Source organism: Streptomyces sp. NPDC094143 (assembly GCF_040303825.1).
GTDB lineage: Bacteria > Actinomycetota > Actinomycetes > Streptomycetales > Streptomycetaceae > Streptomyces.
Genome location: NZ_JBEOTZ010000010.1, coordinates 132569 through 157694 on the forward strand (window position 1 = coordinate 132569; position 25126 = coordinate 157694).

The window sequence follows — 25126 nt, forward strand, 5'->3', positions numbered from 1 at the left end:
GGCAGCAACCCCCGGGCTCGGCACGGAAGCCGGCAACCCCCGGACTCAGGGCTGCGGGCAGCAACCCCCGGACTCGGAGCCGCGGGCGCCGGCCCCGGCCCCCTACCCCGGCCCCCTACCCCGGCCCCCTGCCCCGGCCCCCTGCCCCTGCCCCTGCCCCTGCCCCTCCCCCGGCCAGGGCATCAGCCCTCACCCCAGCACGTTCCGCCAGGCCTGAGGAATCGCCGCGGCCACATCATGCGCCCCCACCGGCGCCCCCTCCGCCGCCAGCCGCCCGGCCAGCCCGTGCACGTACGCCCCCACACTGCCCGCGTCCGCCGCCGACAGCCCGGCCGCCAGCAACGACCCGGCCAGCCCCGACAGCACGTCCCCACTGCCCGCCGTGGCCAGCCACGACGTCCCCGTCGGATTCACCCGCACCGCCCCGCCCCCCGGGTCGGCCACCAGCGTCGTCGACCCCTTCAGCAGCACGGTCGCCCCGTACCGCGCCGCCAGCTCCCGCACCGCGGCCAGCCGCCCCTCCTCGACCTCCCGGCGTTCCACCCCCAGCAGCGCCGCCGCCTCGCCCGCGTGCGGCGTCAGCAGCGTCGGCGCCCGGCGCCCCCGCACGGCCTCCGCGTCCGCCAGCCGCAGCCCGTCCGCGTCGACCAGCACCGGCACCTCCGCCGCCAGCACCTCCCCCACCGTCGCCGCGTCGTCCCCCGCGCCGGGTCCGACGACCCACGCCTGCACCCGGCCGGCGTGCCTGGGCCCCCGGTCCGACACGAGCGTCTCGGGGAACCGCGCGATCACCGCGTCCCCGGCCGGCCCGACGTACCGCACGGCCCCGGCCCCGCCCCGCAGCGCCCCCGAGACCGCGAGCACCGCGGCCCCGGGGTACCGGGCCGACCCGGCCGCGATCCCGACCACGCCCCGCCGGTACTTGTCGCTCTCCGCCCGCGGCACCGGCAGCAGCCGGGCCACGTCCACGTGCTGCAGCGCCTCCAGCTCCGGTTCAGCGGGCAGTTCGAGGCCGATGTCGACCAGCCGTACCGACCCGGCGTACTCCCGCGCCGGATCGATCAGCAGCCCCGGCTTGTGCGTCCCGAACGTCACCGTCAGATCGGCCCGGACCGCGACACCCCGCACCTCCCCGGTGTCGGCGTCCACCCCGCTCGGCAGATCGACGGCGACGACAGCCGCCCGCGACCGCTCGGCAGCGGCCGCCAGCGGCACCGCCTCCGGCCGCAGCCCGCCCTTCCCACCGATCCCGACGACGCCGTCGACCACGAGATCGGCCCGCTCGATCAGCTCCTCGGCGCCACCGCCTCCCGCGCCACCGCCTCCCGCGCCACCGCCCCCGGCCGCGTCACCGACCCCGACGGCCCGCCCCCCGGCCCGCTTCAGCGCCGCCAGCCCCGCCGCGTGCGCCCGCTCCGGCGCGAGCAGCACCGCCGTGACCCCGGCCCCGCGCCGGGCCAGCCGCGCCCCGGCGTACAGGGCGTCACCGCCGTTGTCCCCGCTGCCGACCAGCAGCACCACCCGGCTGCCGTACACCCGCCCCAGCAGGTCGGCACAGGCCGCGGCGAGCCCGGCGGCGGCGCGTTGCATCAGCGCCCCCTCCGGCAGCCGGGCCATCAGCTCCCGTTCGGCGGTCCTGACCGTGTCCACGCTGTACGCACTCCGCATGGAGGTCGAGTTTCCCGTACGGCCCCCCGGCCACTCCCGCGCACCCGGCGCAACTCCTCCCCGTGTCGCATCCATTGACGCTCCGCCGTGCCTTTGCCAGACTCCCGCCGCACAGAAAGCGCTTGCACACCCCCCACGTTTCGACGAAACCGAGGCCCCCATGGGACGCAGAGCCGCATTACTGGCCGCCGCCGGTGCCACCGCCCTCCTCACCGCCGCCGGCAGCGTGAACGCCCCCGCCACCGCCGCCCCCAGCCGCGCCCTGGCCTGCGGAGACGGCTCCTTCCAGGCCGAGGCCGTGCAGAGCGGCAGCACCTGGACCGTACGGCGCGGCGGCAGCACGGTCCACACCGGCACCGACATGCGCGCCGCCGTGCAGGCGGCCGTCAACAGCCTGACGCCGGGCCGCACCGCGAAGGAGCGGGTCGTGGTCCGCGGCTCGGGTTCCGTCCCGGCGGGCTCCCGCATCTCGCTGCCGAGCTACACCGTCCTCGACGTCTGCGGCACCATCGACGTCACCGGCAGCGGCTCGGGCGACCAGGCGCCGGTCTACTCGCGCGGCACGCGTGACGTGGAGGTGCAGAACCTCAAGCTCACGGGCACCCCGCTGTACGGCATCTTCCTGCGCAACGTGCAGAACGTCGTGCTCGGCCAGATCGACATGCGCCTGTCGGCCGGGCTGGGCGTGCGCATCGACAACCGCGGCGACACCAGCCAGTGGACCCGCAACGTCCGCATCGACAACGTCTACGTCTCCGGCGCCTCCAGCCACGCGGTCGAGACGTACGGCGTGGACGGCCTCACCGTCGGCACGGTGACGGCCCGCAACGTCGGCGAGTCCGGCCTGCTGCTCAACCAGACCGTCAACGCCACCGTCGGCAAGGTGGACGCGGAGAACGCGGGCACGGGCACCGGCTACGCCGCCTTCCGCATGGCCAACCGCAACGGCCGGATCGGCAGCGGCTACCCCACCAACATCCGGGTCGGCGAGGTCGTCGCACGCGGCGGCGGACGCGGCGTGTTCTGCGTCTCGGAGAGCGGCGGGGCCGTCATCGACCGGGTGACGCTGTCGAACACCGGCAACAACTCGGTCCTGATCGAGAACTGCTACAACGTCAGCCTGGCCGCCCAGAGCGGCACGATCACCGGCGGCGGCGAACTGCGCCTGGCCGCGCGCTCGGAGTTCCCGAACAACAAGGACATCACCATCCAGAACCTGACGGTCACCAACTCGGCCATCAGGGAGAGTCCGTGCGGTGAGAACACGACGTTCCGCAACATCACCCGGGTCAACAGCAGCCAGTCGGTCTGCTGACCCCCCGCCGTGCCGCGAGGCCCTCGCCCCGCTCCCGGCGAGGGCTTCACGCGCGCAGGCGGCTCAGCGCCTCCATGGCCTCGCGCTCGATGCGGGCGAGGTCGAAGAGCACGGAACCCGCCCGCACGAGTGCACCCTGGACGTGAAGTAGTCCAGGTGGTAGCTGTCGAGCTGGAGCCCGACGGGCTGCCCGGCGTCGAGGGCCGCCGTCACGTTCTCCCACCCCTTGCGGGCGGAGGCGGTCTCCCGGACCACGAGCTCCAGCCCGAGGGCGCGGGCCAGGTTCCGGGTGAGTGCGAAGGGCTTGACCCGCCCCCCGAGGAACGGGAAGTCCATGGTCCTGCTGTCCCAGTAGACGAAGGACAGACCGGAGCCGAGGCCGAAGCGCATCGGCTCGGACAGGTCGATGCCCTGGTGCCGCGGAAGCACTCCCAGCGCCGTCGTCTCGCGAGTGCCGCCCGCCTCGGGTGTCGACACCCTTCACCGTGACCATGCCGCGCCTCCTGACGTGGGCGTTCCTGTTCCCCTGATCGGTACCGGCCGGGGCGCCGGCCGTCGCCTTCGGCGCGACGGGCATGCACCACGCCCGCGAGGGCACGGGCCGGAGGTGGACGGCGGCGACCTGCACCGTGCCGGGCGCGACGGGTCTCCTCGGCTCCGTCACCCTCCTGGACGCGATGTGCTGACCCGCCGGCCCGTGTCACGCCTCGGCGATCACGACGGCCGAGGCGACCCCGGCGTCATGGCTCAGGGACACGTGCCAGGACCGCACCCCCAGCTCGGCGGCCCGCGCGGCCACCGTCCCGGTCACCCGCAGCCGGGGCTGCCCGCTGTCCTCGACGTACACCTCGGCGTCGGTCCACAGCAGCCCGCCCGGGGCGCCGAGCGCCTTGGCCAGGGCCTCCTTGGCGGCGAACCGGGCGGCCAGGGAGGCGACCCCCCGGCGTTCCCCGCCGGGCAGCAGCAACTCACGCTCCCCGAACAGCCGCTCGGCCAGCGCCGGCGTACGTTCCAGTGCCGCCGCGAACCGGTCGATCTCGGCGACGTCGATCCCGACCCCGATGATGCTCATGCCCAGCACCCTACGGTCCGGGCGGGACGTTCCCCACCGGCACCGGCCCCGTCCACGCCGCCTGGCACGACCGGCATGGAACGGGACGGCCGCACCGACCGCGAGCGCTACGGGGACTGGTACCTGAAGGAGCGGGACCGGTTCGCCGACCTGGCCCGGGACGCCGCCTGGCCCGGGACGCCGCCTGGCCCGGGACGCCGCCTGGGACGGCGTGTTCGGGGAGCCGGCGGAGCATCCCGAGCGGGTCGCCCTCGCCCGCCCCGGCAGCCGCAGCGGATTCGCCGGTCGGGGTCCGGCAACTGCCCACTCCGGCCGATGGGTTGGAGCGCGCCACTTCCACGCGACGCCGAGGGAGCGCACCGGCCGCTGCTGCGACGCCACCCCCGCCCCGGACCTGCCCGTACCGAACCCCTGATCTTGAACTCCCCCTCCCCCTTGTACAGTTCGCGATGACCGCGATGTGCACACGGCATCGCACGCAACGGGAGGAACGCACCACCATGAAGTTCAAGTCGCTTCGAACCGCGGCCACTTCGATAGCTCTCTTCGCCACGGCCCTCACCGGCACCGTGGCCACCGCCGGCACCGCCGCCGCGGCCCCGCCGAAGGACTGCAGCAAGGCGATCGTGAACGTCAAGGCCAAGGAGACCGTCAAGGTCCGCACCGCGCCGAAGACCTCCGCCACGGCCCTCGGCATCTGGGGCAAGGGCAAGCGCGGCGCCATCTGCAACGACGGCAAGGCCTACAAGGGCGGCTCGTACACGGCCTGCGGCAAGAAGAGCAACCTCTGGTACTACGGCGGCGACAAGGTCAACGGCTGGGTCCCCAAGACCTGCATCAACTGGTGACCACCCGCCCCACCGGATGAAGCGGGGGCGAACGGCCGCGGCCGTTCGCCCCCTTCGCTCATTCCACGGTCACCGACTTCGCCAGGTTCCTCGGCTGGTCCACCTCGTTGCCGCGAGCCGTCGCCAGTTCGCACGCGAACACCTGCAAGGGCACGGTGGCCACCAGCGGCTGCAGCAGGGTCGGCGTGACCGGGATCCGGATCAGATGGTCCGCGTACGGCACGACCGCCTCGTCGCCCTCCTCGGCGATGACGATCGTCCGCGCGCCCCGCGCCCGGATCTCCTGGATGTTGGACACGATCTTGTCGTGCAGCACCGACCGCCCGCGCGGTGACGGCACGACCACGACGACCGGCAGGTCCTCCTCGATCAGCGCGATCGGCCCGTGCTTCAGCTCGCCCGCCGCGAACCCCTCGGCGTGCATGTAGGCGAGCTCCTTCAGCTTCAGCGCGCCTTCCAGGGCCACCGGGTAGCCGACGTGCCGGCCGAGGAAGAGCACCGTGTTCTTCGAGGCCAGCGTGCGCGCCAGCTCCCGCACCGGCTCCATCGTCCCGAGCACCCGCTCCACCGCGCCGGAGATGGACGACAGGTCCCGGATCACCGCCCGGATCTCGTCGCCCCACTTGGTGCCCCGGACCTGGCCGAGGTACAGGGCGACCAGGTAGCAGGCGACGAGCTGCGTGAGGAACGCCTTCGTGGAGGCGACGGCGACCTCCGGCCCGGCGTGCGTGTACAGCACGGCGTCGGACTCGCGCGGGATCGTCGAGCCGTTGGTGTTGCAGATCGCCAGCACCTTGGAACCCTGCTCGCGGGCGTGCCGCAGGGCCATCAGCGTGTCCATGGTCTCGCCGGACTGGGAGATGGCGATGACCAGCGTCTGCGCGTCCAGGATCGGGTCGCGGTAGCGGAACTCGCTGGCCAGCTCCACCTCGCACGGCACGCGCGTCCAGTGCTCGATGGCGTACTTGGCGATCATCCCGGCGTGGAAGGCCGTACCGCACGCGACGATGACGACCTTGTCGATCTCGCGCAGCACCCGCGGCGGGATCCGCACCTCGTCCAGGGTCAGCGAGCCGGAGCCGTCGATCCGGCCCAGCAGGGTGTCGGCGACCGCCTTGGGCTGCTCGGCGATCTCCTTGAGCATGAAGTAGTCGTAGCCGCCCTTCTCCGCGGCCGAGGCGTCCCAGTCGACGTGGTAGGAGCGCACGTCGGCCGGCCGGCCGTCGAAGCCCGTCACCGTCACGCCGTCCCGGCGCAGCTCCACCACCTGGTCCTGGCCCAGCTCGATCGCGGACCGGGTGTGCTCGATGAACGCGGCGACGTCCGAGGCGAGGAAGGCCTCACCCTCGCCGACGCCCACCACCAGCGGCGAGTTCCGCCGGGCGCCCACCACCACGTCCGGCTCGTCGGCGTGCACCGCGACCAGCGTGAACGCGCCCTCCAGCCGCCGGCACACCAGCCGCATCGCCTCGGCCAGGTCCGCGCAGGAGGAGAACTCCTCGGCGAGCAGATGGGCGACGACCTCGGTGTCGGTCTCGGAGGACAGCTCGTGGCCGCGCTCCTGGAGTTCGGCGCGCAGTGCGGCGAAGTTCTCGATGATGCCGTTGTGGACGACCGCGACCCGGCCCGCGTTGTCGATGTGCGGGTGGGCGTTGGCGTCGGTCGGTCCGCCGTGGGTGGCCCACCGGGTGTGGCCGATGCCCGTCGTGCCCGTCGGCAGCGGCCTGCCGTCCAGTTCCTTCTCCAGGTTGAGGAGCTTGCCGGCCTTCTTGGCCGTCGCGAGCCCTCCGTCGGCCAGGACGGCCACGCCCGCCGAGTCGTAGCCCCGGTACTCCAGCCGCTTCAGCCCGGCCATCACGACCTCGAGCGCCGACTGCGGCCCCACGTATCCCACGATTCCACACATGGGCGGCAGCTTAGGGTCGATTCCCGTGCCGAACCGGCCGTTGCGTGCCCGGAATCGGAAATTCCCACCGTGGTACGAACGACCCGGCTGCCCCTGTCGGTCCTGAGCGCCGGACCCTCCCCTTGGCCGGATTTCTCCCCTGAGAGCGGCCCAAAAGACCCGCGTGACGGATCCCACCTCACCGTCCGTTCGTGCGCCCGTAACAATGGACTGTGATCTCCCCGGTCTCCTCGATGCCCCGGAGCGCCCACCGGCCCCGCCCGGAGGCGACTCCCTACGTCGACCTCACCCGAGCCGAATGGAGCGCGCTGCGTGACAAGACGCCGCTGCCCCTGACGGCCGAGGAGGTCGAGAAGCTGCGCGGTCTCGGTGACGTGATCGACCTGGACGAGGTGCGGGACATCTACCTCCCGCTGTCCCGGCTCCTCAACCTCTACGTCGGCGCCACGGACGGCCTGAGAGGGGCGCTGAACACGTTCCTCGGCGAGCAGGGCTCCCAGTCCGGCACCCCGTTCGTCATAGGGGTCGCCGGTTCGGTCGCCGTCGGCAAGTCGACGGTCGCCCGCCTGCTGCAGGCCCTGCTCTCCCGCTGGCCCGAGCACCCTCGTGTGGAACTGGTCACCACCGACGGCTTCCTGCTGCCCACCCGGGACCTCCAGGCCCGCGGCCTGATGTCCCGCAAGGGCTTCCCGGAGTCCTACGACCGCCGCGCCCTGACCCGCTTCGTCGCCGACATCAAGGCCGGCAAGGACGAGGTCACGGCCCCGGTCTACTCCCACCTGATCTACGACATCGTCCCGGACGAGCGCCTCACGGTCCGCCGCCCCGACATCCTGATCGTCGAGGGCCTGAACGTCCTGCAGCCCGCCCTGCCCGGCAAGGACGGCCGCACCCGGGTCGGCCTCGCCGACTACTTCGACTTCAGCGTCTACGTGGACGCCCGCGTCGAGGACATCGAGCGCTGGTACCTCAGCCGCTTCCGCAAGCTGCGCGCGACCGCCTTCCAGAACCCGTCCTCGTACTTCCGCAAGTACACGCAGGTCTCCGAGGAGGAGGCCCTCGATTACGCCCGCACGATGTGGCGCACGATCAACCGGCCCAACCTGGTCGAGAACATCGCCCCCACCCGCGGCCGCGCCACCCTCGTCCTGCGCAAGGGCCCCGACCACAAGGTGCAGCGCCTGAGCCTGCGCAAGCTGTGACCGTTACGCTGCCGCCATGCTGCATCTGCGCCTGATCACGCCGTCCGAGAAGAGCGGTGACGTGGTCCGTCTGATCGAGGGGACGGTCGGTACCACGCATCTCGTCGTGCTGCCGGGCGCGGCCCGCGACCCCGCCGGCGACGTCGTGATGTGCGACGTGGCCCGGGAGGCGGGCGACGAACTCCTCGGCCGCCTGCGGGAACTGGACCTGGAGGACTGCGGCTCGATCTCCGTCGAGAACATCGACCTGTCGCTGTCGAAGCGCGCCGACGAGGCGGAGGCCGACGCGCCGGGCGAGGGCGCGGACGCGGTGCTGTGGGAGCACCTGACCGACGCCACGCACGAGGAGTCCACGCTGTCGGTCACCTACCTGGCGTTCCTCATCCTGGCCACCATGATCGCGGCCTGCGGTGTGGTGCTGGACAACGCCATCCTGATCGTGGGCGCGATGGCGGTGGGCCCGGAGTTCGGCCCGCTCGCGGGCATCTGCACGGCGGTGGTGCAGCGCGCGCCCCGCCTGGCGCTGCGCTCGCTGACCGCCCTGCTGGTGGGCTTCGCCGTGGCGATGGCGGTGACGGTCGGCTTCAGCCACTTCATGGACGCGGTGAACCTGTTCAGCGAGGGGAAGCTGGAGAGCGACCGCCCCAACACCAGCTTCATCTACGCCCCCGACTGGTTCTCCTTCGTCGTGGCGGTCCTCGCCGGCGCCGCGGGCACGCTCTCCCTGACCTCTGCCAAGTCCGGCGCGCTGGTCGGCGTCGCGATCTCGGTGACCACGGTCCCGGCCGCCGCCAACGCGGCGGTGGCCCTCAGCTACGGCGATATGAAGCAGACCTGGGGTTCGACGGAACAGCTCCTGCTCAACCTGCTGGGCATCATCCTGGCCGGCACCCTGACCCTGCTGACCCAGAAGTGGCTCTGGCAACGCCAACGGCAGCGCACCTAGGGGCGCGGGGAACGGCGCGACGAGCCACGACGGACCCGCAGGCCGCCCACAGCACCCCGCCCCGGACCCGGGACGAATCCCGCCCTATCCCAACGCCGACTTCACGACATCGGCGAGCCGCCCGGCCACCGACCGAGCCTGCTCGATGTCCGCGGCCTCGACCATCACCCGCACCAACGGCTCGGTCCCCGAAGGCCGCAGCAACACCCGCCCGGTCTCCCCGAGCTCCCGCTCCGCGTCCGCCACCGCCGCCGCAAGCTCCGCACTCGTACGGACCCGCGACTTGTCCACGTCGGGCACGTTCACCAGCACCTGCGGCAGCCGCTCCATCACGGACGCCAGCTCCCGCAGCGGACGCCCGCTCTGCGCGACCCGCGCGGCCAGCAGCAGCCCGGTCAGGGTGCCGTCACCCGTGGTCGCGTGGTCGAGGATGATCACGTGCCCGGACTGCTCACCCCCGAGGGCGAACCCGTGCTCCTTCATCTCCTCCAGCACGTACCGGTCCCCTACCGCCGTCTGGACGAGCCGGATGCCCTCGCGCTCCATGGCGAGCTTGAAGCCCAGGTTGGACATCACGGTCGCCACGACCGCGTCGGACCGCAGCGTGGACTGCTCCCGCATGGCCAGGGCGAGCACGGCGAGGATCTGGTCGCCGTCCACCTCCTCGCCGGTGTGGTCCACGGCGAGGCACCGGTCGGCGTCGCCGTCGTGCGCGATGCCGAGGTCGGCCCCCTGCTCGACGACGGCGGCCTTGAGCAGGTCCAGGTGCGTGGAGCCGCACCCGTCGTTGATGTTGAGCCCGTCCGGTTCGGCCCCGATCGTGACGACCTCGGCACCGGCCCGCCGGAACGCCTCGGGCGAGACCCGGGCGGCGGCGCCGTGCGCCTCGTCCAGGACGACCTTCAGCCCGTCGAGCCGGTTCGGCAGGACACCCAGCAGATGGGCGACGTACCGGTCGGAGCCCTGGTCGTAGTCGCGCACCCGGCCCACCCCGGCGCCGGTCGGCCGGTCCCACGGGGCGCCGGTGCGGTGCTCCTCGTAGACGGACTCGATGCGGTCCTCCAGCTCGTCGGCGAGCTTGTGGCCGCCGCGGGCGAAGAACTTGATGCCGTTGTCCGGCATGGCGTTGTGGCTCGCGGAGAGCATCACACCCAGGTCGGCGCCGAGCTCCCCGGTCAGGAACGCCACGGCGGGCGTCGGCAGCACACCGACACGCAGGACGTCCACACCGGCGCTGGCCAGGCCCGCCACCACGGCGGCTTCCAGGAACTCCCCGGAGGCGCGGGGGTCACGTCCGACGATCGCGGTGGGCCGGTGCCCCTCGAACGTGCCCGCCTCGGCCAGTACGTGCGCCGCGGCCACGGACAGGCCCAGGGCCATCTCCGCCGTGAGATCCGCGTTGGCGACACCGCGCACGCCGTCCGTGCCGAAGAGTCGTCCCACTGTGGTGTCCTCCGTATTGCTGAAGAGAATGCGGCTCACATTCCCGCGTACCTCCCCTGAGACTGTCCGGGGCCGGTAGGGGTTGTGTAAACGAACCGCCCCGGCAGCACAACCGTGCCGCCGGGGCGATCGAGGCGAAGCCAGTCGCGAGGACGGGCGTCGCGTTTAGCGCTTGCTGTACTGCGGAGCCTTGCGGGCCTTCTTCAGACCGGCCTTCTTGCGCTCGACCGCGCGGTCGTCACGGCGGAGGAAACCGGCCTTCTTCAGCGGACCGCGGTTGTTGTCGACGTCGGCCTCGTTCAGCGCGCGGGCGACACCGAGACGGAGCGCACCGGCCTGGCCGGAGACACCGCCACCGGCGATGCGGGCGATGACGTCGTAGCGGCCCTCGAGCTCGAGGACCTTGAACGGCTCGTTGACTTCCTGCTGGTGCACCTTGTTCGGGAAGTAGTCCTCGAGGGTGCGACCGTTGATCTTCCACTTGCCGGTGCCCGGGACGATCCGGACGCGGGCGATGGCGTTCTTGCGACGGCCCAGGCCGGCGGCCGGCTGGGGCTCGCCGAAGCGGGACGCCATGGACTCCGAGGTGTACTCGCCCTCGACGGGGACCTCGGACTCGGTGGTGTAGCTGTCGATGTCAAGCTCTTCGAGCGGCTGCTCGGCAGTGGTCTCGGCCACGATTCTCCTCAGATTCTCTTCAGTCTTAGGGGGTGGCCGGACTTACTGCGCGACCTGGGTGATCTCGTACGGCTGCGGCTGCTGCGCGCCGTGCGGGTGCTGGTCACCCTTGTAGACCTTCAGCTTCGAGAGCATCTGACGGCCCAGAGTGTTCTTGGGGAGCATGCCCTTGACGGCCTTCTCGATGGCCTTCTCGGGGTTCTTGTCGAGCAGCTCGTCGTAACGGACGGAGCGCAGACCACCCGGGTAGCCGGAGTGGCGGTACGCCATCTTCTGGGTGCGCTTGTTGCCGGAGAGGTGCACCTTGTCGGCGTTGATGATGATGACGAAGTCACCAGCGTCGACGTGCGGCGCGTAGATCGGCTTGTGCTTGCCCCGGAGAAGGGTCGCTGCGGTGGAGGCGAGACGGCCCAGGACGACGTCCTGAGCGTCAATGACGTGCCACTGGCGCGTCACATCGCCGGGCTTGGGGCTGTACGTACGCACGGTTCGTAGCCTTCGCTTCGAGTGAATGGTCCTGAACAGGTCACCGAAACGATCACGACAGCCTTGACCGCACTGCGGTGACGCAAACCGCGTGCTGGTCGCTGGTCATCGGCCCGGTGGACCGGTGTAAGGGCCCGTCCCGTGAGAATGAGCAAGCCAATACACAACGAACAAGCAGAATACCGGGGTGTTCGACAAGGGTCAAAACGCGGGATCACCGGCGCCGAATGCTCCCCGGTGTGCACAGCGCGGCACACAGCGTCACCACCCTGCGCGCCGTCCGCCGCATTCCCCGCCACCGGACCGGCCGCACGTACGGGAACACCGACGAGAGCACCACATCGGCCAGCACCCCGGCGCACCACCGCGCCACGGAGCCGCCCCCGCGCGCCCGGCGGCCCGCCCGCACCGCCCCGACCACGACGGACGGCCAGATCCCGACCGCGGCGGCCGGCCAGACCGACAGGCACACCAGCAGCACCACGGCCGGCAGCAGTCGCCCCAACCACCCGCAGATGTCGCCTTTGCCCGTGCGCATGGGAGGAACGCTAGGGGCTGCGGAGCCCGTCCAGGCGGACCAGCACGCCCCATGTCCCGTCTAAGATGCGCCCCATGAGCTTTGGGCAGGGGGGACCTCAGTCCCAGTGGGATCCCTGGAAACCGCAGTCGCAGCAGCCCTGGAGCAGCGGGGGCGGCCGGTCTCCCGACTGGGCAGCGCTCGCTGAAGCCTCCGAGGCCCGCAACAAGCGACGCCGTCTGCTGCTCGTCGGCGGCGGTGCGCTCGCCACGGTCGCGATCGGCACCGCCGTCGCGGTGGCCGTGGTCTCGGCGGGCGGCGACGGCCGGACGGACAGCCCCGCCTCCCTGCCCTCGGCGGACATCCCCAGCGGCACGGCCTCGGCCCCGTCGTTCGCCCCGACCAGCGCCCCGCCCCCGCTGGACCCGAAGGACTTCATCGCCAGCGCGAAGAAGGACAAGGCCCCGCTCAGTCCGGAGACGCTCTTCCCCGGCACCCAGCTGACGATGGGCGACACGGTCTACAAGAAGGGCCCCACCGCCGACACCAGGAGCTGCGCCTCGGCCGCCGGCGGCACCCTCCCCAAGGTCCTCACCGCCAACGACTGCACGCGTCTGATACGCGTGACCTACGTCAAGGGCGGCATCGCGGTCACCATGGGCGTGGCGGTCTTCGACACGGAGGCCCAGGCGCTCAAGGCCAAGAGCCAGACCGACAAGAAGAGCTTCGTGAAGTCGCTCTCCGGCGGCGGTGTGAAGGGCTTCTGCGAGTCCGCCATCTGCAACACGACGAGCAACTCCTTCGGCCGCTACGCCTACTTCGCCAACGCGGGCTTCACCAGCGGCAAGGATGTCACCACGAAGGACACCGAGGTCTTCCGCACCAGCGGCGACCTCCAGCAGTTCACGTTCAACCAGATCCGCCGCCGCGGCGAGGCCCAGGCCTCGGCCGCGGCGAACGAGTGACCGGGCCTCAGCAGCACCCGGCCGACGGCAACGACCGCTTGTTCCGCGCCTCCTTGCTGCGCGCGGCGAGCAACTCGTCGGCCGGGTAGCCGACTTCCTCCAGCGTCAGCCCGTGCGGCCGCACGACGTGCACGGCCGAGTCCCGCACGCCGGCCGCCAGCACCTTCGCGGGCCAGTCCGGCGGCCGGTGCCCGTCTCCCACGAACAGCAGCGCCCCGATGAGCGAGCGCACCATGTTGTGGCAGAAGGCGTCGGCCCGCACGGTGGCCGTGACGATCCCGTCGTCGCCGCGCACCAGGCTCAGCTCCTGCAGCGTGCGGATGGTGGTGGCCCCCTCCCGCTTCTTGCAGTAGGCGGCGAAGTCGTGCTCGCCCACCAGTCCGCGGCCGGCCTCGTTCATGGCGTCCACGTCGAGCGGCCAGTCGTGCCACAGCACGTGGTTGCGCAGCAGCGGGTCGACACCGCCGGGGTTGTCGGTGACCCGGTAGGCGTACCGCCGCCACACCGCCGAGAAGCGGGCGTCGAACCCGCTGGGCGCCTCCCGCAGCGCCCAGACCCGCACGTCCCGGGGCAGTCGCCCGGCGAGCCGCTTGAGCAGCTTCTGGTGGTGCTCGGCCCACACCTCGCGCGGCAGATCGACGTGCGCGACCTGCCCCCGGGCGTGCACCCCGGCGTCCGTACGCCCGGCCACGGTCAGTTCGTACGTCTCCCCGGACCGCGTCACGGTCCGCAGGGCGTCCTCGATCTCCCCCTGCACGGTCCGCCGTCCCCCGGCCTGCTTGGCCCACCCGGAGAACTCGGTGCCGTCGTACGACAGGTCGAGCCGGACCCGGACCCGCCCGGCCTCTGCTTCGTCACTCACCCCAGGATCCTCTCACCCACACGAAGGCGGGCCCGCCCCCCGGAAAAGGGAACGGGCCCGCCGACAACGCCCTTTCAGGGGCGCGGGGAACTGCGCGGACAGCCACGACGAACCGCAAGCCGCCCGCGGACAGCCCCCGGCAGACGGCTAGGCGTCCTTGGACTCCTCGGCGTCCTTGGACTCCTGGGCGTCCTCGGCCTTGGTCGTGTCGACCTGGGCCTCGGCAGCCTCGGCGTCCTTCGCGGCGCGCTTGGTCGCGGCCTCGGCCTCGCCGGTCGCCTCCTGCGCCACCGTCAGCGCCTCGACCAGCTCGATGACGGCCATGGGCGCGTTGTCGCCACGGCGGTTGCCGATCTTGGTGATGCGGGTGTAGCCACCCGGACGGTTCTCGTAGCGCGGGCCGATCTCGGTGAAGAGCGTGTGGACGATGCTCTTGTCCGTGATGACCTGGAGCACCTGACGGCGGTTGTGAAGGTCGCCCTTCTTCGCCTTGGTGACCAGACGCTCGGCGTACGGGCGCAGGCGGCGAGCCTTCGCCTCGGTGGTGGTGATACGACCGTGCTCGAACAGCGACTTCGCGAGGTTCGCGAGCATCAGCTTCTCGTGCGCGGCGCTGCCGCCCAGACGGGCACCCTTGGTGGGCTTCGGCATGGTGTTTCTCCTAGGTGTCTGCCCCGGCCGTATCAGGTACCGAGGTCAGTATCCGAGCAGGCGGTCGCCCGTCGGAGATCCGGGGCGCCTTTCGACGCCCCGGAGGATCCGCGCCCCGTAAGGGGCGCGGGGAACTGCGCGACCAGCCACAACGGACCGGCAGCCGGATCAGTACTGCTCGGTCTCCACGAAACCGGCGTCCGCGTCGTCGTCGGCGCCGAAGGCGTCCGCGGCAGCGGTCGGGTCGAACCCGGGAGGCGAGTCCTTGAGCGCCAGGCCCATACCCGCCAGCTTCGCCTTGACCTCGTCGATCGACTTCGCACCGAAGTTGCGGATGTCGAGCAGGTCCGCCTCGGACCGCGCGACGAGCTCACCCACGGAGTGGATGCCCTCACGCTTGAGGCAGTTGTACGACCGAACGGTGAGCTCCAGCTCCTCGATCGGCAGCGCCAGATCGGCGGCGAGGGCGGCGTCCGTCGGGGACGGACCCATGTCGATGCCCTCGGCGTCGATGTTCAGCTCACGGGCGAGACCGAACAGCTCGACCAGGGTCTTGCCGGCCGACGCCATGGCGTCACGCGGACGCATGGCCTGCTTGGTCTCGACGTCGACGATCAGCTTGTCGAAGTCGGTGCGCTGCTCGACACGCGTGGCCTCGACCTTGTACGTGACCTTGAGCACCGGCGAGTAGATCGAGTCGACCGGGATCCGGCCGATCTCCTGGCCGACCTGCTTGTTCTGCACGGCGGAGACGTAACCGCGGCCGCGCTCGACCGTCAGCTCCATCTCCAGCTTGCCCTTGCCGTTGAGCGTGGCGAGGACGAGGTCGGGGTTGTGCACCTCGACACCGGCCGGGGGCGCGATGTCGGCGGCGGTGACCAGACCCGGGCCCTGCTTGCGCAGGTACATCACGACCGGCTCGTCGTGCTCCGAGGAGACGACCAGCTGCTTGATGTTGAGGATCAGGTCGGTGACGTCCTCCTTGACGCCCGGCACGGTGGTGAACTCGTGCAGCACGCCGTCGATGCGGATGGACGTGACCGCCGCACCCGGGATCGAGGAGAGGAGGGTCCGGCGCAGGGAGTTGCCGAGGGTGTAGCCGAAGCCCGGCTCCAGCGGCTCGATCACGAACCGGGAGCGGAACTCGTCGACGACCTCTTCGGTCAACGAGGGACGCTGAGCGATCAGCATGTGTGGATCAGATCCTTCAGTCGGGGGCGCCCGCTATTTGACGCCCGACTTGAACCGCCTCCGACAAAGAAGAAGCGGGTACTGCAAGGGTACGGGCGATACGGCCCTTTCACGGAGCCGTACCGCCCGAAAACCGTGAACCCGAAGGCGACGCGTCAGACGCGGCGGCGCTTCGGCGGACGGCAGCCGTTGTGCGGGGTCGGGGTGACGTCCTGGATGGAGCCGACCTCGAGGCCCGTGGCCTGCAGGGAGCGGATCGCGGTCTCACGACCGGAACCCGGGCCCTTCACGAACACGTCGACCTTGCGCATGCCGTGCTCCTGGGCGCGGCGGGCAGCCGACTCGGCGGCCATCTGCGCGGCGAACGGCGTGGACTTCCGGGAACCCTTGAAGCCGACGTGGCCGGCGGAGGCCCAGGAGATCACGTTGCCGGACGGGTCCGTGATCGAGACGATCGTGTTGTTGAACGTGCTCTTGATGTGCGCGTGGCCGTGAGCGACGTTCTTCTTTTCCTTGCGGCGCACCTTCTTGGCAGCGCCCTGACGACCCTTGGGGGGCATCTCTAACTCCTACGGGAGGTGGTCGGTCCTACAGCGAAGACCGTGGACAGGCGTCCGCTGTGGACTACTTCTTGCCCGGCTTCTTCTTGCCGGCGATGGCGCGACGCGGGCCCTTGCGGGTACGCGCGTTGGTGCTGGTGCGCTGACCGCGGACGGGCAGACCACGACGGTGACGCAGACCCTGGTAGGTACCGATCTCCACCTTGCGGCGGATGTCGGCCTGGATCTCACGACGGAGGTCACCCTCGGTCTTGATGTTGTTGTCGACGTACTCGCGGATCGCGACGAGCTGCTCCTCGGAGAGGTCGCGAACGCGGGTGTTCGGGTCGACGCCGGTGGCGGCCAGCGTCTGCTGCGAGAGGGTCCGGCCGATGCCGAACACGTAGGTGAGGGCGATCTCCACGCGCTTGTCGCGCGGGATGTCAACACCGGAAACGCGTGCCATTCAATGGCTCCAGTTGCTTGTCGGAGGTCTTCCACAGAACCGACTCCCAGCCGCCGTACCAGGTACGAACTGGGTCCCCGGCCTCCGACCGGGGGTGTCAGGCGGCTCGGTGTCCGCCTGGGTCCTGCGTATGAACTATTCAGCTTGCGTCGCGCGAATCTCTGCGATGGATGCAGAGGGATCGGTCGTGCGTCAGCCCTGGCGCTGCTTGTGGCGCGGGTTCTCGCAGATGACCATGACCCGGCCGTGACGGCGGATCACCCTGCACTTGTCGCAGATCTTCTTGACGCTCGGCTTGACCTTCATGGGGTGAGGTTCTCCGGGTCAGTGCCGGCAGCCCGGACGCACGAGGCGCCGGGACACAGGCAAGATCTACTTGTAGCGGTAGACGATCCGGCCACGCGTCAGGTCGTACGGAGACAGCTCCACCACGACCCGGTCGTCAGGGAGGATGCGGATGTAGTGCATACGCATCTTGCCGCTGATGTGTGCCAGGACCTGGTGGCCGTTCTGGAGCTCGACCTTGAACATGGCGTTCGGAAGAGACTCGACGACAGTGCCCTCGATCTCGATGGCACCTTGCTTCTTGGCCACGCTTCGCCCTTCGAATCGACTACCTTGATCGACTCCGTGCGGGCCGCATGCAGGCATGCGGGTACACAAGAGCCGACGAGTCAGTCTACGTCAGGCCCCTCGGAAAAACGAATCGAGAGAGTCTGCCCGGCCCACAAGAGCTTTAAGCGCGCCCCTGAGGGGCGCGGGGAACCGCGCGAACGGCCCCGACCGGGGCGCGGACGCGCACGGCGCTCAGCCCAGCGGATCCGGCGCGGCCTGGATGCCCAGCTCGGCGAGCTTCGCCTTGCCCCCGTCGGGAGACGTCAGCACGAGCGGCCCCTCCTCCGTCAGCGCGACGGAGTGCTCCCAGTGCGACGACCACGTGCCGTCCGTGGTGACGACCGTCCAGTCGTCCTCCAGGACCTCCGTCCGCGGCGTCCCCAGCGACACCATCGGCTCGATCGCCAGGCAGAACCCGGGCACCAGCTTGGGGCCCTTGCCGCGCCGCCGGTCGACGTAGTTCAGCAGGTGCGGGTCCATGTGCATCTCGGTGCCGATGCCGTGGCCGCCGTAGTCCTCGATGATCCCGTACTTGCCGCCGCCCGGCTTGGGCTGGCGGCGGATGTACGTCTCGATGGCCCGGGAGATGTCCACCAGCCGGTTGCCCTGCTTCATCGCGGCGATGCCGGCCCACATCGACTCCTCGGTCACCCGGGAGAGCTCGATCAGCTCCGGGGCGTGACCGGAGCCGACGAAGGCCGTGAAGGCCGCGTCGCCGTGCCAGCCGTCGATGATCGCGCCGCAGTCGATGGAGATGACGTCCCCGTCCTTGAGGACGACGTCGTCGGAGGGGATGCCGTGGACGACGACCTCGTTCACCGACGTGCAGATGGTCGCGGGGAAGCCGCCGTAGCCGAGGAAGTTCGGCTTGGCGTTGTGCTCGGCGAGCACCTTGCGGGCGACCTGGTCCAGATCCCTGGTGGTGGCCCCGGGGACGGCGGCCTCACGGGTCGCCGCGTGGATGGCGGCGACGACCAGCCCCGCCTCACGCATCTTGGCGATCTGCTCGGGGGTCTTGATCTGCACCATGGGGGCTACGGCCTTTCTGGACCTTGTGGCGACGGTGAACGCCTTCAACGATACGGGGCCGGGCGACGGCCCCGCCCACACAGCAGCCGCGGTCCCCGAGGGGAACCGCGGCCGTAGCTGCGTACGAACGACTACTTGTCGTCCTCACCACGCTTGAGCGCCTCCATGGCGCGCCGCGTGACGTCCTCCACCTTGCCGAGCGCCGAGATCGTGACCACCAGGCCCTGGGCCTTGTAGTAGTCGATGATCGGCTCGGTCTGGGTGTGGTAGACCTCCAGCCGCGTGCGGACCGTCTCCTCGGAGTCGTCGTCCCGCTGGTACAGCTCGCCGCCGCAGACGTCGCAGACGCCGTCCTTGGCCGGCTGCTTGTACGTCACGTGGAACACGTGCGACGAGTCGTTGCGGCAGATGCGGCGGCCGGCGATCCGCTTGACCACCTCGTCCTCGGGGACCTCCAGGTCGAGCACCGCGTCGAGCTGCATGCTCTCGGTCTCCAGCAGCTCGTCGAGAGCCTCGGCCTGCGAGACGTTGCGCGGGAAGCCGTCCAGCAGGAAACCGCCCTCGGCGTCCGGCTGCTCCATGCGGTCCTTCGCCATGGCGATGGTGACCTCGTCGGGCACGAGGTTGCCCGCGTCCATGTAGGACTTCGCCAGTTTGCCGAGTTCCGTCTGCCGGCTGATGTTGGCCCGGAACAGGTCGCCCGTGGAGATGTGCGGGATCGACAGGTTCTGGGCCAGGAACGCGGCCTGCGTTCCCTTACCGGCGCCCGGCGGCCCGACGAGGACGATTCGCATCAGCGGAGGAACCCTTCGTAATTGCGCTGCTGGAGCTGGCTCTCGATCTGCTTCACCGTCTCCAGGCCCACACCCACGATGATCAGGATGCTGGTGCCGCCGAACGGGAAGTTCTGGTTTGCCCCGAAACCAACCAACGCCATCGTCGGCACGAGAGCGATCAGCCCCAAGTACAGCGAACCCGGCCAGGTGATCCGGTTGAGCACGTAGCTCAGGTACTCAGCGGTCGGTCGGCCAGCCCGGATGCCCGGGATGAAGCCACCATACTTCTTCATGTTGTCGGCGACTTCTTCGGGGTTGAAGGAGATCGCCACATAGAAGAACGCGAAGAAAACGATCAGCAGGAAGTACGTGATGATGTAGTACGGGTGGTCGCCCTTGACGAAGTGTTGCTCGATCCAGGTCTTCCAGCCCGAGTTGCCTCCGGCGAACTGCGCGATCAGCGCGGGGATGTAGAGCAGCGACGAGGCGAAGATGACGGGGATGACACCCGCCTGGTTCACCTTGAGCGGGATGTAGGTCGACGTACCGCCGTAGGAACGGCGGCCGATCATGCGCTTGGCGTACTGCACCGGGATCCGGCGCTGGGCCTGCTCGACGAAGACGACCAGGCCGACCATGACGAGGCCGACCGCGATGACGGTGCCGAACTCGATCCAGCCGTCGGCCAGCGAGCCCTGCTCCTTGATGGCCCACAGGGCGGACGGGAACGTGGCGGCGATCGAGATGAACATCAGGATCGACATGCCGTTGCCGATGCCGCGGTCGGTGATGAGCTCACCGAGCCACATCACGGCGGCCGTACCGGCGGTCATGGTGATGACCATGGTGATCGTGACGAAGATCGACTGGTCCGGGACGATCTGGCTGGCCACCGGGCAGCCCTGGAACAGCGCGCCGCTGCGGGCGGTGGCGACGAGGCCGGTGCCCTGGAGGATGGCGAGGGCGATCGTCAGATAACGGGTGTACTGCGTGATCTTCGCCGTACCGGCCTGGCCCTCCTTCTTCAGGGCTTCCAGGCGCGGGATCACCACGGTCAGCAGCTGCAGAATGATGCTCGCCGTGATGTACGGCATGATGCCCAGCGCGAAGATCGTGATCTGCAGCAGCGCGCCACCGCTGAACATGTTGACCAGGCCGAAGAGACCCTGGTTGGCCTGGGCGTTGTCGATACAGGTCTGGACGTTCCGGTAGTCGACGCCTGGGATCGGGATGTGCGTACCGACCCGGTAGACCACGATGATGCCGAGCGTGAAGAGCAGCTTCTTGCGCAGGTCGGGCGTCTTGAACGCCCGGGCGAACGCGGTGAGCACGGTGCCTCCTGCGACCCCCGCGCAACTGCGTCAAGGGTGACGGTCTTGAGGTTCGACGAATAGGTAACGGTCAACTGCCGCTCAGAGTGCCGGAAGTGCAGCACCCTGTGTAAAGAGGGCAGTGCAGGCCACCTTACCGGCGAGACTGCCGCCCTAGGAACGACCAACCGGGGATACCCCATTTGTGGGGTATCCCCGGTCGGGATCGCTCAGGTCATCGAGACGCCTGTGGAGTTCAGACGAGCTCGGTGACGGAACCGCCGGCGGCGGTGATCTTCTCCTTGGCAGAGCCGGAGACGGCGTCGACCGTCACCTGCAGCGCCACGGAGATCTCGCCCTGGCCGAGGACCTTGACGAGCGCGTTCTTGCGAACGGCGCCCTTGGCCACCAGACCCTCGACGGTGACCTCGCCACCCTCGGGGTAGAGCGCGGCCAGCTTGTCGAGGTTCACGACCTGGTACTCGGTCTTGAACGGGTTCTTGAAGCCCTTCAGCTTCGGGAGACGCATGTGGAGGGGCATCTGCCCGCCCTCGAAGCGCTCCGGAACCTGGTAGCGGGCCTTGGTGCCCTTGGTACCACGACCGGCCGTCTTACCCTTCGACGCCTCACCACGACCGACACGGGTCTTCGCGGTCTTGGCGCCGGGGGCGGGACGGAGGTTGTGGATCTTGAGCGGGTTCTGCTCCGCCATGATCAGTCGACCTCCTCGACCGTCACGAGGTGGCGGACGGTGTGCACCATGCCGCGGAACTCGGGGCGGTCCTCCTTGACGACCTGCGTGTTGATCCCCTTGAGACCAAGGGAGCGCAGGGTGTCACGGTGGTTCTGCTTGCTGCCGATGTAGGACTTGACCTGCGTGATCTTGAGCTGCGCCATGATCACACACCCGCCCCGGCACGAGCGCGCAGCAGAGCCGCGGGGGCGACGTCCTCCAGGGGCAGACCACGGCGGGCCGCGATCTCCTCGGGACGCTGCAGGCCCTTCAGGGCCGCCACGGTCGCGTGCACGATGTTGATCGCGTTGTCGGAGCCGAGCGACTTCGACAGCACGTCGTGGATACCGGCGCACTCGAGCACGGCACGCACCGGACCACCGGCGATAACACCGGTACCCGGGGACGCGGGCTTGAGGAGCACGACGCCGGCAGCCTTCTCACCCTGGATGGGGTGCGGGATGGTGCCCTGGATACGGGGGACCTTGAAGAAGTGCTTCTTGGCCTCCTCAACACCCTTGGCGATGGCGGCCGGCACCTCCTTGGCCTTGCCGTAGCCGACACCCACGGTGCCGTCACCGTCGCCCACCACGACCAGCGCGGTGAAGCTGAAGCGACGACCACCCTTCACAACCTTGGCGACGCGGTTGATCGCGACGACGCGCTCAACGTACGCGGTCTTCTCGGCGGCAGCAGCGCCGCCGTCACGGCCCTTCCGGTCCCGCCGCTCGCCGCCACCGGCACCGCTTCCGCGGCGCTGGGGTCCAGCCATTGGATTACCTCTCTCTTTCCGCTAGCTACAAGCGGCTCAGAACTTGAGCCCGGCTTCGCGGGCGGCGTCCGCCAGGGCGGCGATGCGCCCGGCGTACTGGTTGCCACCACGGTCGAACACGACGGTCTCGACACCGGCGGCCTTGGCACGCTCGGCGACCAGGGCGCCGACCTGCTTGGCCTGCGCGGACTTGTCGCCCTCGCCACCGCGGATCGAGCTGTCCAGGGTGGACGCCGACGCCAGGGTGTGACCCTTCAGGTCGTCGATCACCTGCGCCACGATGTGGCGGTTGGAGCGGGTCACGACCAGACGGGGACGCTCCGCCGTACCGTTGATCCGCTTGCGGATCCGGATGTGACGGCGCTTGATCGCGGCGCGCTTGTAGGCGTCGCCCTTGAGGATCTTCTGCCCGTATGCCATGGCTTACTTACCCGCCTTTCCGACCTTGCGGCGGATGACTTCGCCCTCGTACTTGACGCCCTTGGCCTTGTACGGGTCCGGCTTGCGCAGCTTGCGGATGTTGGCCGCAACCTCGCCGACCTTCTGCTTGTCGATGCCCTCGACCGAGAAGCGGGTGGGGGCCTCCACCTTGAAGGTGATGCCCTCGGGCGCCTCGATCAGGATCGGGTGGCTGTAACCGAGGGAGAACTCCAGGTTCGAACCCTTGGCGACAACGCGGTAACCGACACCGCTGATTTCGAGCTTCTTCACGTAACCCTGGGTCACGCCGGTGATCATGTTCGCCACCAGCGTGCGGGACAGGCCGTGCAGGGCCTTGTTCTGACGCTCGTCGTTGGGGCGGGTGACGTTCAGGACGCCGTCCTCACCCTTGGCGATCTCGATCGGCGCCACGACGGTGTGGGTCAGCGTGCCCTTGGGGCCCTTGACCGAGACCGTCTGGCCGTCGATGGTGACGTCCACGCCGGCGGGAACCGCGATGGGGAGCTTGCCGATGCGCGACATAGCTGTTTCCTCCGTTCCCTTCCGCTACCAGACGTAGGCGAGGACTTCCCCACCCACGCCCTTCTTGCCGGCCTGCTTGTCGGTGAGGAGCCCGTGCGACGTGGAGATGATCGCCACGCCGAGGCCGCCGAGCACCTTCGGCAGGTTGGTGGACTTCGCGTACACCCGGAGACCGGGCTTGGAGATCCGCTTGATGCCCGCGATGGAGCGCTCACGGTTGGGGCCGAACTTCAGCTCCAGGACGAGGTTCTTGCCGACCTCGGCGTCCTCGACCTTCCAGCCCGTGATGAAGCCCTCCTGCTGGAGGATCTCCGCGATGTGAGACTTGATCTTGGAGTGCGGCATCGACACCGAGTCGTGGTACGCCGAGTTCGCGTTCCGCAGACGCGTAAGCATGTCTGCGATCGGATCAGTCATGGTCATGAATTGGCCTTCGGCCTCTCTCGCCGGGGTTTCCTGGTGCGCCATCCCTCTCCCCGATCCGAGACGGGACGGGTGCGGCGCGGTGGACCTACGGCGTAGTAAGTCGTACGGGCGGCGACAGGCGCCCAACCCCACAAGCCTAAGCCATGCGGAGCGGGCCCCTGTCCACCCAGATGCTTACCGAGAGTCTTCCGGAATCCCTGAAGTGGGGATTACCAGGAGCTCTTGGTCACGCCCGGCAGCTCGCCACGGTGAGCCATCTCACGAAGGCACACGCGGCACAGGCCGAACTTGCGGTACACGGAGTGCGGACGACCGCAGCGCTGGCAGCGGGTGTACGCACGCACGCCGAACTTGGGCTTGCGAGCAGCCTTCGCGATCAGAGCCTTCTTCGCCATCTCGCTCACGCCTCCTTGAAGGGGAAGCCGAGGTGACGGAGGAGCGCGCGGCCCTCAGCGTCGTTGGTCGCCGTGGTGACCACGGTGATGTCCATACCCCGGACGCGGTCGATCTTGTCCTGGTCGATCTCGTGGAACATGACCTGCTCCGTGAGACCGAAGGTGTAGTTGCCACGGCCGTCGAACTGCTTGGGGGACAGGCCGCGGAAGTCGCGGATGCGCGGGAGCGCCAGCGACAGGGTGCGGTCCAGGAACTCCCACATGCGGTCGCCACGGAGCGTGACGTGGGCACCGATCGGCTGACCCTCACGCAGCTTGAACTGCGCGATGGACTTGCGGGCCTTGGTGACGGCCGGCTTCTGACCGGTGATCGTGGTGAGGTCGCGGATGGCGCCCTCGATCAGCTTGGAGTCGCGGGCGGCGTCGCCCACACCCATGTTGACCACGATCTTGACGAGGCCGGGGATCTGCATGACGTTCTCGTACTTGAACTCGTCACGCAGCTTGCCCGCGATCTCCTCGCGGTACTTCTGCTTCAGACGCGGAGTGGTGGTGGTAGCCATCAGATGTCCTCACCCGTCCGCTTGGCAACGCGGATCTTGTTGCCCTCGTCGTCGAAGCGGTAACCGACGCGGGTCACGACCTTCTTGCCGTCCTTCTCCACGACCAGCTGGACGTTGGAGACGTGGATCGGCGCCTCGGTGGTGACGATGCCGCCGGCCTGCGAACCGCGAGCCGTCGGACCGGCCTTGGTGTGCTTCTTGACCCGGTTGACACCCTCGACCAGGACACGGTCCTCACGGGGGAAGGCCGCGATGACCTTGCCCTGCTTGCCCTTGTCCTTACCGGTGATGACCTGGACCAGGTCGCCCTTCTTGATCTTCATGCTCACAGCACCTCCGGCGCGAGGGAGATGATCTTCATGAACTTCTTCTCGCGCAGCTCACGGCCGACCGGGCCGAAGATACGGGTGCCACGAGGGTCGCCGTCGTTCTTGAGAATGACGGCGGCGTTCTCGTCGAAGCGGATGTACGAGCCGTCCGGACGGCGGCGCTCCTTGACGGTGCGAACGATGACCGCCTTGACGACGTCACCCTTCTTCACGTTGCCACCGGGGATCGCGTCCTTGACGGTGGCGACGATGACGTCACCGATACCCGCGTAGCGGCGACCGGAGCCGCCGAGCACACGGATGCAGAGGATCTCCTTCGCACCCGTGTTGTCGGCGACACGCAGTCGCGACTCCTGCTGGATCACGTCTATCTCCTGATCGTCTGCCGGTTCCCCGGGGGCCGCTCACCGAGCGGTCCCCCGGAGCCTGGCGGAACTGACCTGCGGGGTTTGCCCCGCAG

Annotated in this window: 32 protein-coding genes and 1 pseudogene; 5 read left to right on the forward strand and 28 right to left on the reverse strand. The window is 69.6% G+C overall.

All coding sequences use genetic code 11. The annotated features are described in order from the left end of the window. Positions 1-189: 189 nt before the first annotated feature. Complete coding sequence (locus ABTZ58_RS15780; RefSeq protein WP_351355931.1) at positions 190-1668, reverse strand: NAD(P)H-hydrate dehydratase; 1479 nt, start codon at positions 1666-1668, stop codon at positions 190-192. A gap of 160 nt (positions 1669-1828) precedes the next feature. Here ABTZ58_RS15780 and ABTZ58_RS15785 point away from each other — a divergent pair, with 160 nt between their 5' ends. Next, positions 1829-2983 carry a hypothetical protein gene (locus ABTZ58_RS15785; RefSeq protein ID WP_351355934.1) on the forward strand — a complete coding sequence of 385 codons (1155 nt, stop codon included), beginning with the start codon at positions 1829-1831 and terminating at the stop codon, positions 2981-2983. A 114-nt stretch (positions 2984-3097) separates the two neighbouring features. Here the strand turns inward: ABTZ58_RS15785 and ABTZ58_RS15790 are convergent. Further along, a pseudogene (locus ABTZ58_RS15790) lies at positions 3098-3476 on the reverse strand (BtrH N-terminal domain-containing protein); the annotation flags it as partial. Positions 3477-3683: 207 nt separating this feature from the next. Beyond that, positions 3684-4055, reverse strand: coding sequence for a holo-ACP synthase (locus ABTZ58_RS15795; protein ID WP_351355937.1), 372 nt, complete (start codon positions 4053-4055; stop codon positions 3684-3686). A 500-nt stretch (positions 4056-4555) separates the two neighbouring features. Here ABTZ58_RS15795 and ABTZ58_RS15800 point away from each other — a divergent pair, with 500 nt between their 5' ends. Then, positions 4556-4903, forward strand: a complete 348-nt coding sequence (locus tag ABTZ58_RS15800) for a hypothetical protein (protein WP_351355940.1) — start codon at positions 4556-4558, stop codon at positions 4901-4903. A 58-nt stretch (positions 4904-4961) separates the two neighbouring features. Here the strand turns inward: ABTZ58_RS15800 and glmS are convergent, their stop codons facing one another. Continuing rightward, positions 4962-6809: a glutamine--fructose-6-phosphate transaminase (isomerizing) gene (gene glmS / locus ABTZ58_RS15805; RefSeq protein ID WP_351355942.1), complete on the reverse strand. Its 1848-nt coding sequence runs from the start codon at positions 6807-6809 to the stop codon at positions 4962-4964. Between the two features lie 233 nt (positions 6810-7042). Here glmS and coaA point away from each other — a divergent pair, with 233 nt between their 5' ends. Next, positions 7043-8011: a type I pantothenate kinase gene (gene coaA / locus ABTZ58_RS15810; RefSeq protein ID WP_502996075.1), complete on the forward strand. Its 969-nt coding sequence runs from the start codon at positions 7043-7045 to the stop codon at positions 8009-8011. Positions 8012-8027: 16 nt separating this feature from the next. Beyond that, a complete protein-coding gene (locus ABTZ58_RS15815) occupies positions 8028-8957 on the forward strand; it encodes a DUF389 domain-containing protein (protein WP_351355948.1) in 930 nt (309 codons plus the stop codon). A gap of 84 nt (positions 8958-9041) precedes the next feature. Here the strand turns inward: ABTZ58_RS15815 and glmM are convergent, their stop codons facing one another. From glmM to ABTZ58_RS15835, 4 genes are all read right to left on the reverse strand, one after another. Further along, the gene (glmM, locus tag ABTZ58_RS15820) at positions 9042-10400 is read right to left on the reverse strand and encodes a phosphoglucosamine mutase (RefSeq protein WP_351355951.1); all 1359 of its coding nucleotides are present in this window, start codon (positions 10398-10400) and stop codon (positions 9042-9044) included. Between the two features lie 165 nt (positions 10401-10565). Continuing rightward, entirely contained in the window at positions 10566-11078 is a 513-nt protein-coding gene (gene rpsI, locus ABTZ58_RS15825; protein ID WP_019526966.1) for a 30S ribosomal protein S9, read from the reverse strand. A gap of 42 nt (positions 11079-11120) precedes the next feature. Continuing rightward, positions 11121-11564, reverse strand: coding sequence for a 50S ribosomal protein L13 (gene rplM / locus ABTZ58_RS15830; RefSeq protein ID WP_019754543.1), 444 nt, complete (start codon positions 11562-11564; stop codon positions 11121-11123). 214 nt (positions 11565-11778) lie between these two features. Continuing rightward, entirely contained in the window at positions 11779-12102 is a 324-nt protein-coding gene (locus ABTZ58_RS15835; RefSeq protein ID WP_351355955.1) for a hypothetical protein, read from the reverse strand. A 74-nt stretch (positions 12103-12176) separates the two neighbouring features. Between ABTZ58_RS15835 and ABTZ58_RS15840 the strand changes: the two genes are divergently transcribed. Continuing rightward, positions 12177-13046, forward strand: coding sequence for a hypothetical protein (locus ABTZ58_RS15840; RefSeq protein ID WP_351355958.1), 870 nt, complete (start codon positions 12177-12179; stop codon positions 13044-13046). Positions 13047-13053: 7 nt separating this feature from the next. On the opposite strand, the gene truA is transcribed toward ABTZ58_RS15840, so the two are convergent. The 20 genes from truA to rplN form a co-directional block, all read right to left on the reverse strand. After that, the gene (gene truA / locus ABTZ58_RS15845; RefSeq protein ID WP_351355961.1) at positions 13054-13908 is read right to left on the reverse strand and encodes a tRNA pseudouridine(38-40) synthase TruA; all 855 of its coding nucleotides are present in this window, start codon (positions 13906-13908) and stop codon (positions 13054-13056) included. 147 nt (positions 13909-14055) lie between these two features. Further along, on the reverse strand, positions 14056-14559 hold the full coding sequence (gene rplQ, locus ABTZ58_RS15850) for a 50S ribosomal protein L17 (protein WP_351355964.1): 504 nt from the start codon (positions 14557-14559) through the stop codon (positions 14056-14058). Between the two features lie 168 nt (positions 14560-14727). Beyond that, positions 14728-15750 carry a DNA-directed RNA polymerase subunit alpha gene (locus ABTZ58_RS15855; RefSeq protein ID WP_003966937.1) on the reverse strand — a complete coding sequence of 341 codons (1023 nt, stop codon included), beginning with the start codon at positions 15748-15750 and terminating at the stop codon, positions 14728-14730. Between the two features lie 155 nt (positions 15751-15905). Further along, positions 15906-16310, reverse strand: a complete 405-nt coding sequence (gene rpsK, locus ABTZ58_RS15860; RefSeq protein WP_003956432.1) for a 30S ribosomal protein S11 — start codon at positions 16308-16310, stop codon at positions 15906-15908. 64 nt (positions 16311-16374) lie between these two features. Further along, entirely contained in the window at positions 16375-16755 is a 381-nt protein-coding gene (gene rpsM / locus ABTZ58_RS15865; protein WP_010036675.1) for a 30S ribosomal protein S13, read from the reverse strand. Positions 16756-16947: 192 nt separating this feature from the next. After that, positions 16948-17061, reverse strand: a complete 114-nt coding sequence (gene rpmJ, locus ABTZ58_RS15870; RefSeq protein WP_003998809.1) for a 50S ribosomal protein L36 — start codon at positions 17059-17061, stop codon at positions 16948-16950. A gap of 66 nt (positions 17062-17127) precedes the next feature. Beyond that, positions 17128-17349 (reverse strand): translation initiation factor IF-1, encoded by a 222-nt coding sequence (gene infA / locus ABTZ58_RS15875; protein ID WP_003948620.1) that lies wholly within the window; start codon positions 17347-17349, stop codon positions 17128-17130. A 213-nt stretch (positions 17350-17562) separates the two neighbouring features. Further along, positions 17563-18399, reverse strand: a complete 837-nt coding sequence (map, locus tag ABTZ58_RS15880) for a type I methionyl aminopeptidase (RefSeq protein ID WP_351355968.1) — start codon at positions 18397-18399, stop codon at positions 17563-17565. A gap of 131 nt (positions 18400-18530) precedes the next feature. Further along, a complete protein-coding gene (locus tag ABTZ58_RS15885; RefSeq protein ID WP_351355971.1) occupies positions 18531-19193 on the reverse strand; it encodes an adenylate kinase in 663 nt (220 codons plus the stop codon). Next, entirely contained in the window at positions 19193-20506 is a 1314-nt protein-coding gene (gene secY, locus ABTZ58_RS15890) for a preprotein translocase subunit SecY (RefSeq protein ID WP_309095769.1), read from the reverse strand. Before secY ends, ABTZ58_RS15885 begins: the two co-directional genes overlap by 1 nt. A gap of 235 nt (positions 20507-20741) precedes the next feature. Then, positions 20742-21197 carry a 50S ribosomal protein L15 gene (gene rplO, locus ABTZ58_RS15895; protein ID WP_094054456.1) on the reverse strand — a complete coding sequence of 152 codons (456 nt, stop codon included), beginning with the start codon at positions 21195-21197 and terminating at the stop codon, positions 20742-20744. A 2-nt stretch (positions 21198-21199) separates the two neighbouring features. Next, positions 21200-21382, reverse strand: coding sequence for a 50S ribosomal protein L30 (gene rpmD, locus ABTZ58_RS15900; protein ID WP_003974250.1), 183 nt, complete (start codon positions 21380-21382; stop codon positions 21200-21202). Between the two features lie 2 nt (positions 21383-21384). Continuing rightward, entirely contained in the window at positions 21385-21990 is a 606-nt protein-coding gene (gene rpsE / locus ABTZ58_RS15905; protein WP_094054455.1) for a 30S ribosomal protein S5, read from the reverse strand. 36 nt (positions 21991-22026) lie between these two features. Next, positions 22027-22410: a 50S ribosomal protein L18 gene (gene rplR, locus ABTZ58_RS15910; RefSeq protein WP_351355976.1), complete on the reverse strand. Its 384-nt coding sequence runs from the start codon at positions 22408-22410 to the stop codon at positions 22027-22029. Between the two features lie 3 nt (positions 22411-22413). Next, a complete protein-coding gene (gene rplF / locus ABTZ58_RS15915) occupies positions 22414-22953 on the reverse strand; it encodes a 50S ribosomal protein L6 (protein WP_351355979.1) in 540 nt (179 codons plus the stop codon). Positions 22954-22977: 24 nt separating this feature from the next. Beyond that, the gene (gene rpsH / locus ABTZ58_RS15920; protein ID WP_014674378.1) at positions 22978-23376 is read right to left on the reverse strand and encodes a 30S ribosomal protein S8; all 399 of its coding nucleotides are present in this window, start codon (positions 23374-23376) and stop codon (positions 22978-22980) included. Between the two features lie 212 nt (positions 23377-23588). Continuing rightward, positions 23589-23774 (reverse strand): type Z 30S ribosomal protein S14, encoded by a 186-nt coding sequence (locus tag ABTZ58_RS15925; protein WP_003956452.1) that lies wholly within the window; start codon positions 23772-23774, stop codon positions 23589-23591. Between the two features lie 5 nt (positions 23775-23779). Further along, positions 23780-24337, reverse strand: coding sequence for a 50S ribosomal protein L5 (rplE, locus tag ABTZ58_RS15930; RefSeq protein WP_016434630.1), 558 nt, complete (start codon positions 24335-24337; stop codon positions 23780-23782). Continuing rightward, positions 24337-24660 (reverse strand): 50S ribosomal protein L24, encoded by a 324-nt coding sequence (rplX, locus tag ABTZ58_RS15935; protein WP_010036713.1) that lies wholly within the window; start codon positions 24658-24660, stop codon positions 24337-24339. The genes rplE and rplX overlap by 1 nt, the downstream gene beginning before the upstream one ends. A gap of 2 nt (positions 24661-24662) precedes the next feature. Further along, entirely contained in the window at positions 24663-25031 is a 369-nt protein-coding gene (gene rplN / locus ABTZ58_RS15940; RefSeq protein ID WP_003998823.1) for a 50S ribosomal protein L14, read from the reverse strand. Positions 25032-25126 lie beyond the last annotated feature (95 nt).

Coding starts and splice junctions, on each gene's coding strand:
- rpsE (WP_094054455.1), bottom strand. CDS start 21,990: ATGGCTGGACCCCAGCGCCGCGGAAGCGGTGCCGGTGGCGGCGAGCGG.
- ABTZ58_RS15815 (WP_351355948.1), top strand. CDS start 8,028: ATGCTGCATCTGCGCCTGATCACGCCGTCCGAGAAGAGCGGTGACGTG.
- rplR (WP_351355976.1), bottom strand. CDS start 22,410: ATGGCATACGGGCAGAAGATCCTCAAGGGCGACGCCTACAAGCGCGCC.
- rpmJ (WP_003998809.1), bottom strand. CDS start 17,061: ATGAAGGTCAAGCCGAGCGTCAAGAAGATCTGCGACAAGTGCAGGGTG.
- ABTZ58_RS15795 (WP_351355937.1), bottom strand. CDS start 4,055: ATGAGCATCATCGGGGTCGGGATCGACGTCGCCGAGATCGACCGGTTC.
- ABTZ58_RS15925 (WP_003956452.1), bottom strand. CDS start 23,774: ATGGCGAAGAAGGCTCTGATCGCGAAGGCTGCTCGCAAGCCCAAGTTC.
- map (WP_351355968.1), bottom strand. CDS start 18,399: ATGGTGCAGATCAAGACCCCCGAGCAGATCGCCAAGATGCGTGAGGCG.
- ABTZ58_RS15840 (WP_351355958.1), top strand. CDS start 12,177: ATGAGCTTTGGGCAGGGGGGACCTCAGTCCCAGTGGGATCCCTGGAAA.
- rpsH (WP_014674378.1), bottom strand. CDS start 23,376: ATGACCATGACTGATCCGATCGCAGACATGCTTACGCGTCTGCGGAAC.
- rplX (WP_010036713.1), bottom strand. CDS start 24,660: ATGAAGATCAAGAAGGGCGACCTGGTCCAGGTCATCACCGGTAAGGAC.
- rpsM (WP_010036675.1), bottom strand. CDS start 16,755: ATGGCACGCGTTTCCGGTGTTGACATCCCGCGCGACAAGCGCGTGGAG.
- rplF (WP_351355979.1), bottom strand. CDS start 22,953: ATGTCGCGCATCGGCAAGCTCCCCATCGCGGTTCCCGCCGGCGTGGAC.
- ABTZ58_RS15800 (WP_351355940.1), top strand. CDS start 4,556: ATGAAGTTCAAGTCGCTTCGAACCGCGGCCACTTCGATAGCTCTCTTC.
- rplO (WP_094054456.1), bottom strand. CDS start 21,197: ATGGCGGAGCAGAACCCGCTCAAGATCCACAACCTCCGTCCCGCCCCC.
- rpmD (WP_003974250.1), bottom strand. CDS start 21,382: ATGGCGCAGCTCAAGATCACGCAGGTCAAGTCCTACATCGGCAGCAAG.
- rpsK (WP_003956432.1), bottom strand. CDS start 16,310: ATGCCCCCCAAGGGTCGTCAGGGCGCTGCCAAGAAGGTGCGCCGCAAG.
- ABTZ58_RS15785 (WP_351355934.1), top strand. CDS start 1,829: ATGGGACGCAGAGCCGCATTACTGGCCGCCGCCGGTGCCACCGCCCTC.
- ABTZ58_RS15780 (WP_351355931.1), bottom strand. CDS start 1,668: ATGCGGAGTGCGTACAGCGTGGACACGGTCAGGACCGCCGAACGGGAG.
- rplQ (WP_351355964.1), bottom strand. CDS start 14,559: ATGCCGAAGCCCACCAAGGGTGCCCGTCTGGGCGGCAGCGCCGCGCAC.
- coaA (WP_502996075.1), top strand. CDS start 7,043: ATGCCCCGGAGCGCCCACCGGCCCCGCCCGGAGGCGACTCCCTACGTC.
- ABTZ58_RS15885 (WP_351355971.1), bottom strand. CDS start 19,193: ATGCGAATCGTCCTCGTCGGGCCGCCGGGCGCCGGTAAGGGAACGCAG.
- rplE (WP_016434630.1), bottom strand. CDS start 24,337: ATGGCTACCACCACCACTCCGCGTCTGAAGCAGAAGTACCGCGAGGAG.
- glmS (WP_351355942.1), bottom strand. CDS start 6,809: ATGTGTGGAATCGTGGGATACGTGGGGCCGCAGTCGGCGCTCGAGGTC.
- ABTZ58_RS15855 (WP_003966937.1), bottom strand. CDS start 15,750: ATGCTGATCGCTCAGCGTCCCTCGTTGACCGAAGAGGTCGTCGACGAG.
- ABTZ58_RS15835 (WP_351355955.1), bottom strand. CDS start 12,102: ATGCGCACGGGCAAAGGCGACATCTGCGGGTGGTTGGGGCGACTGCTG.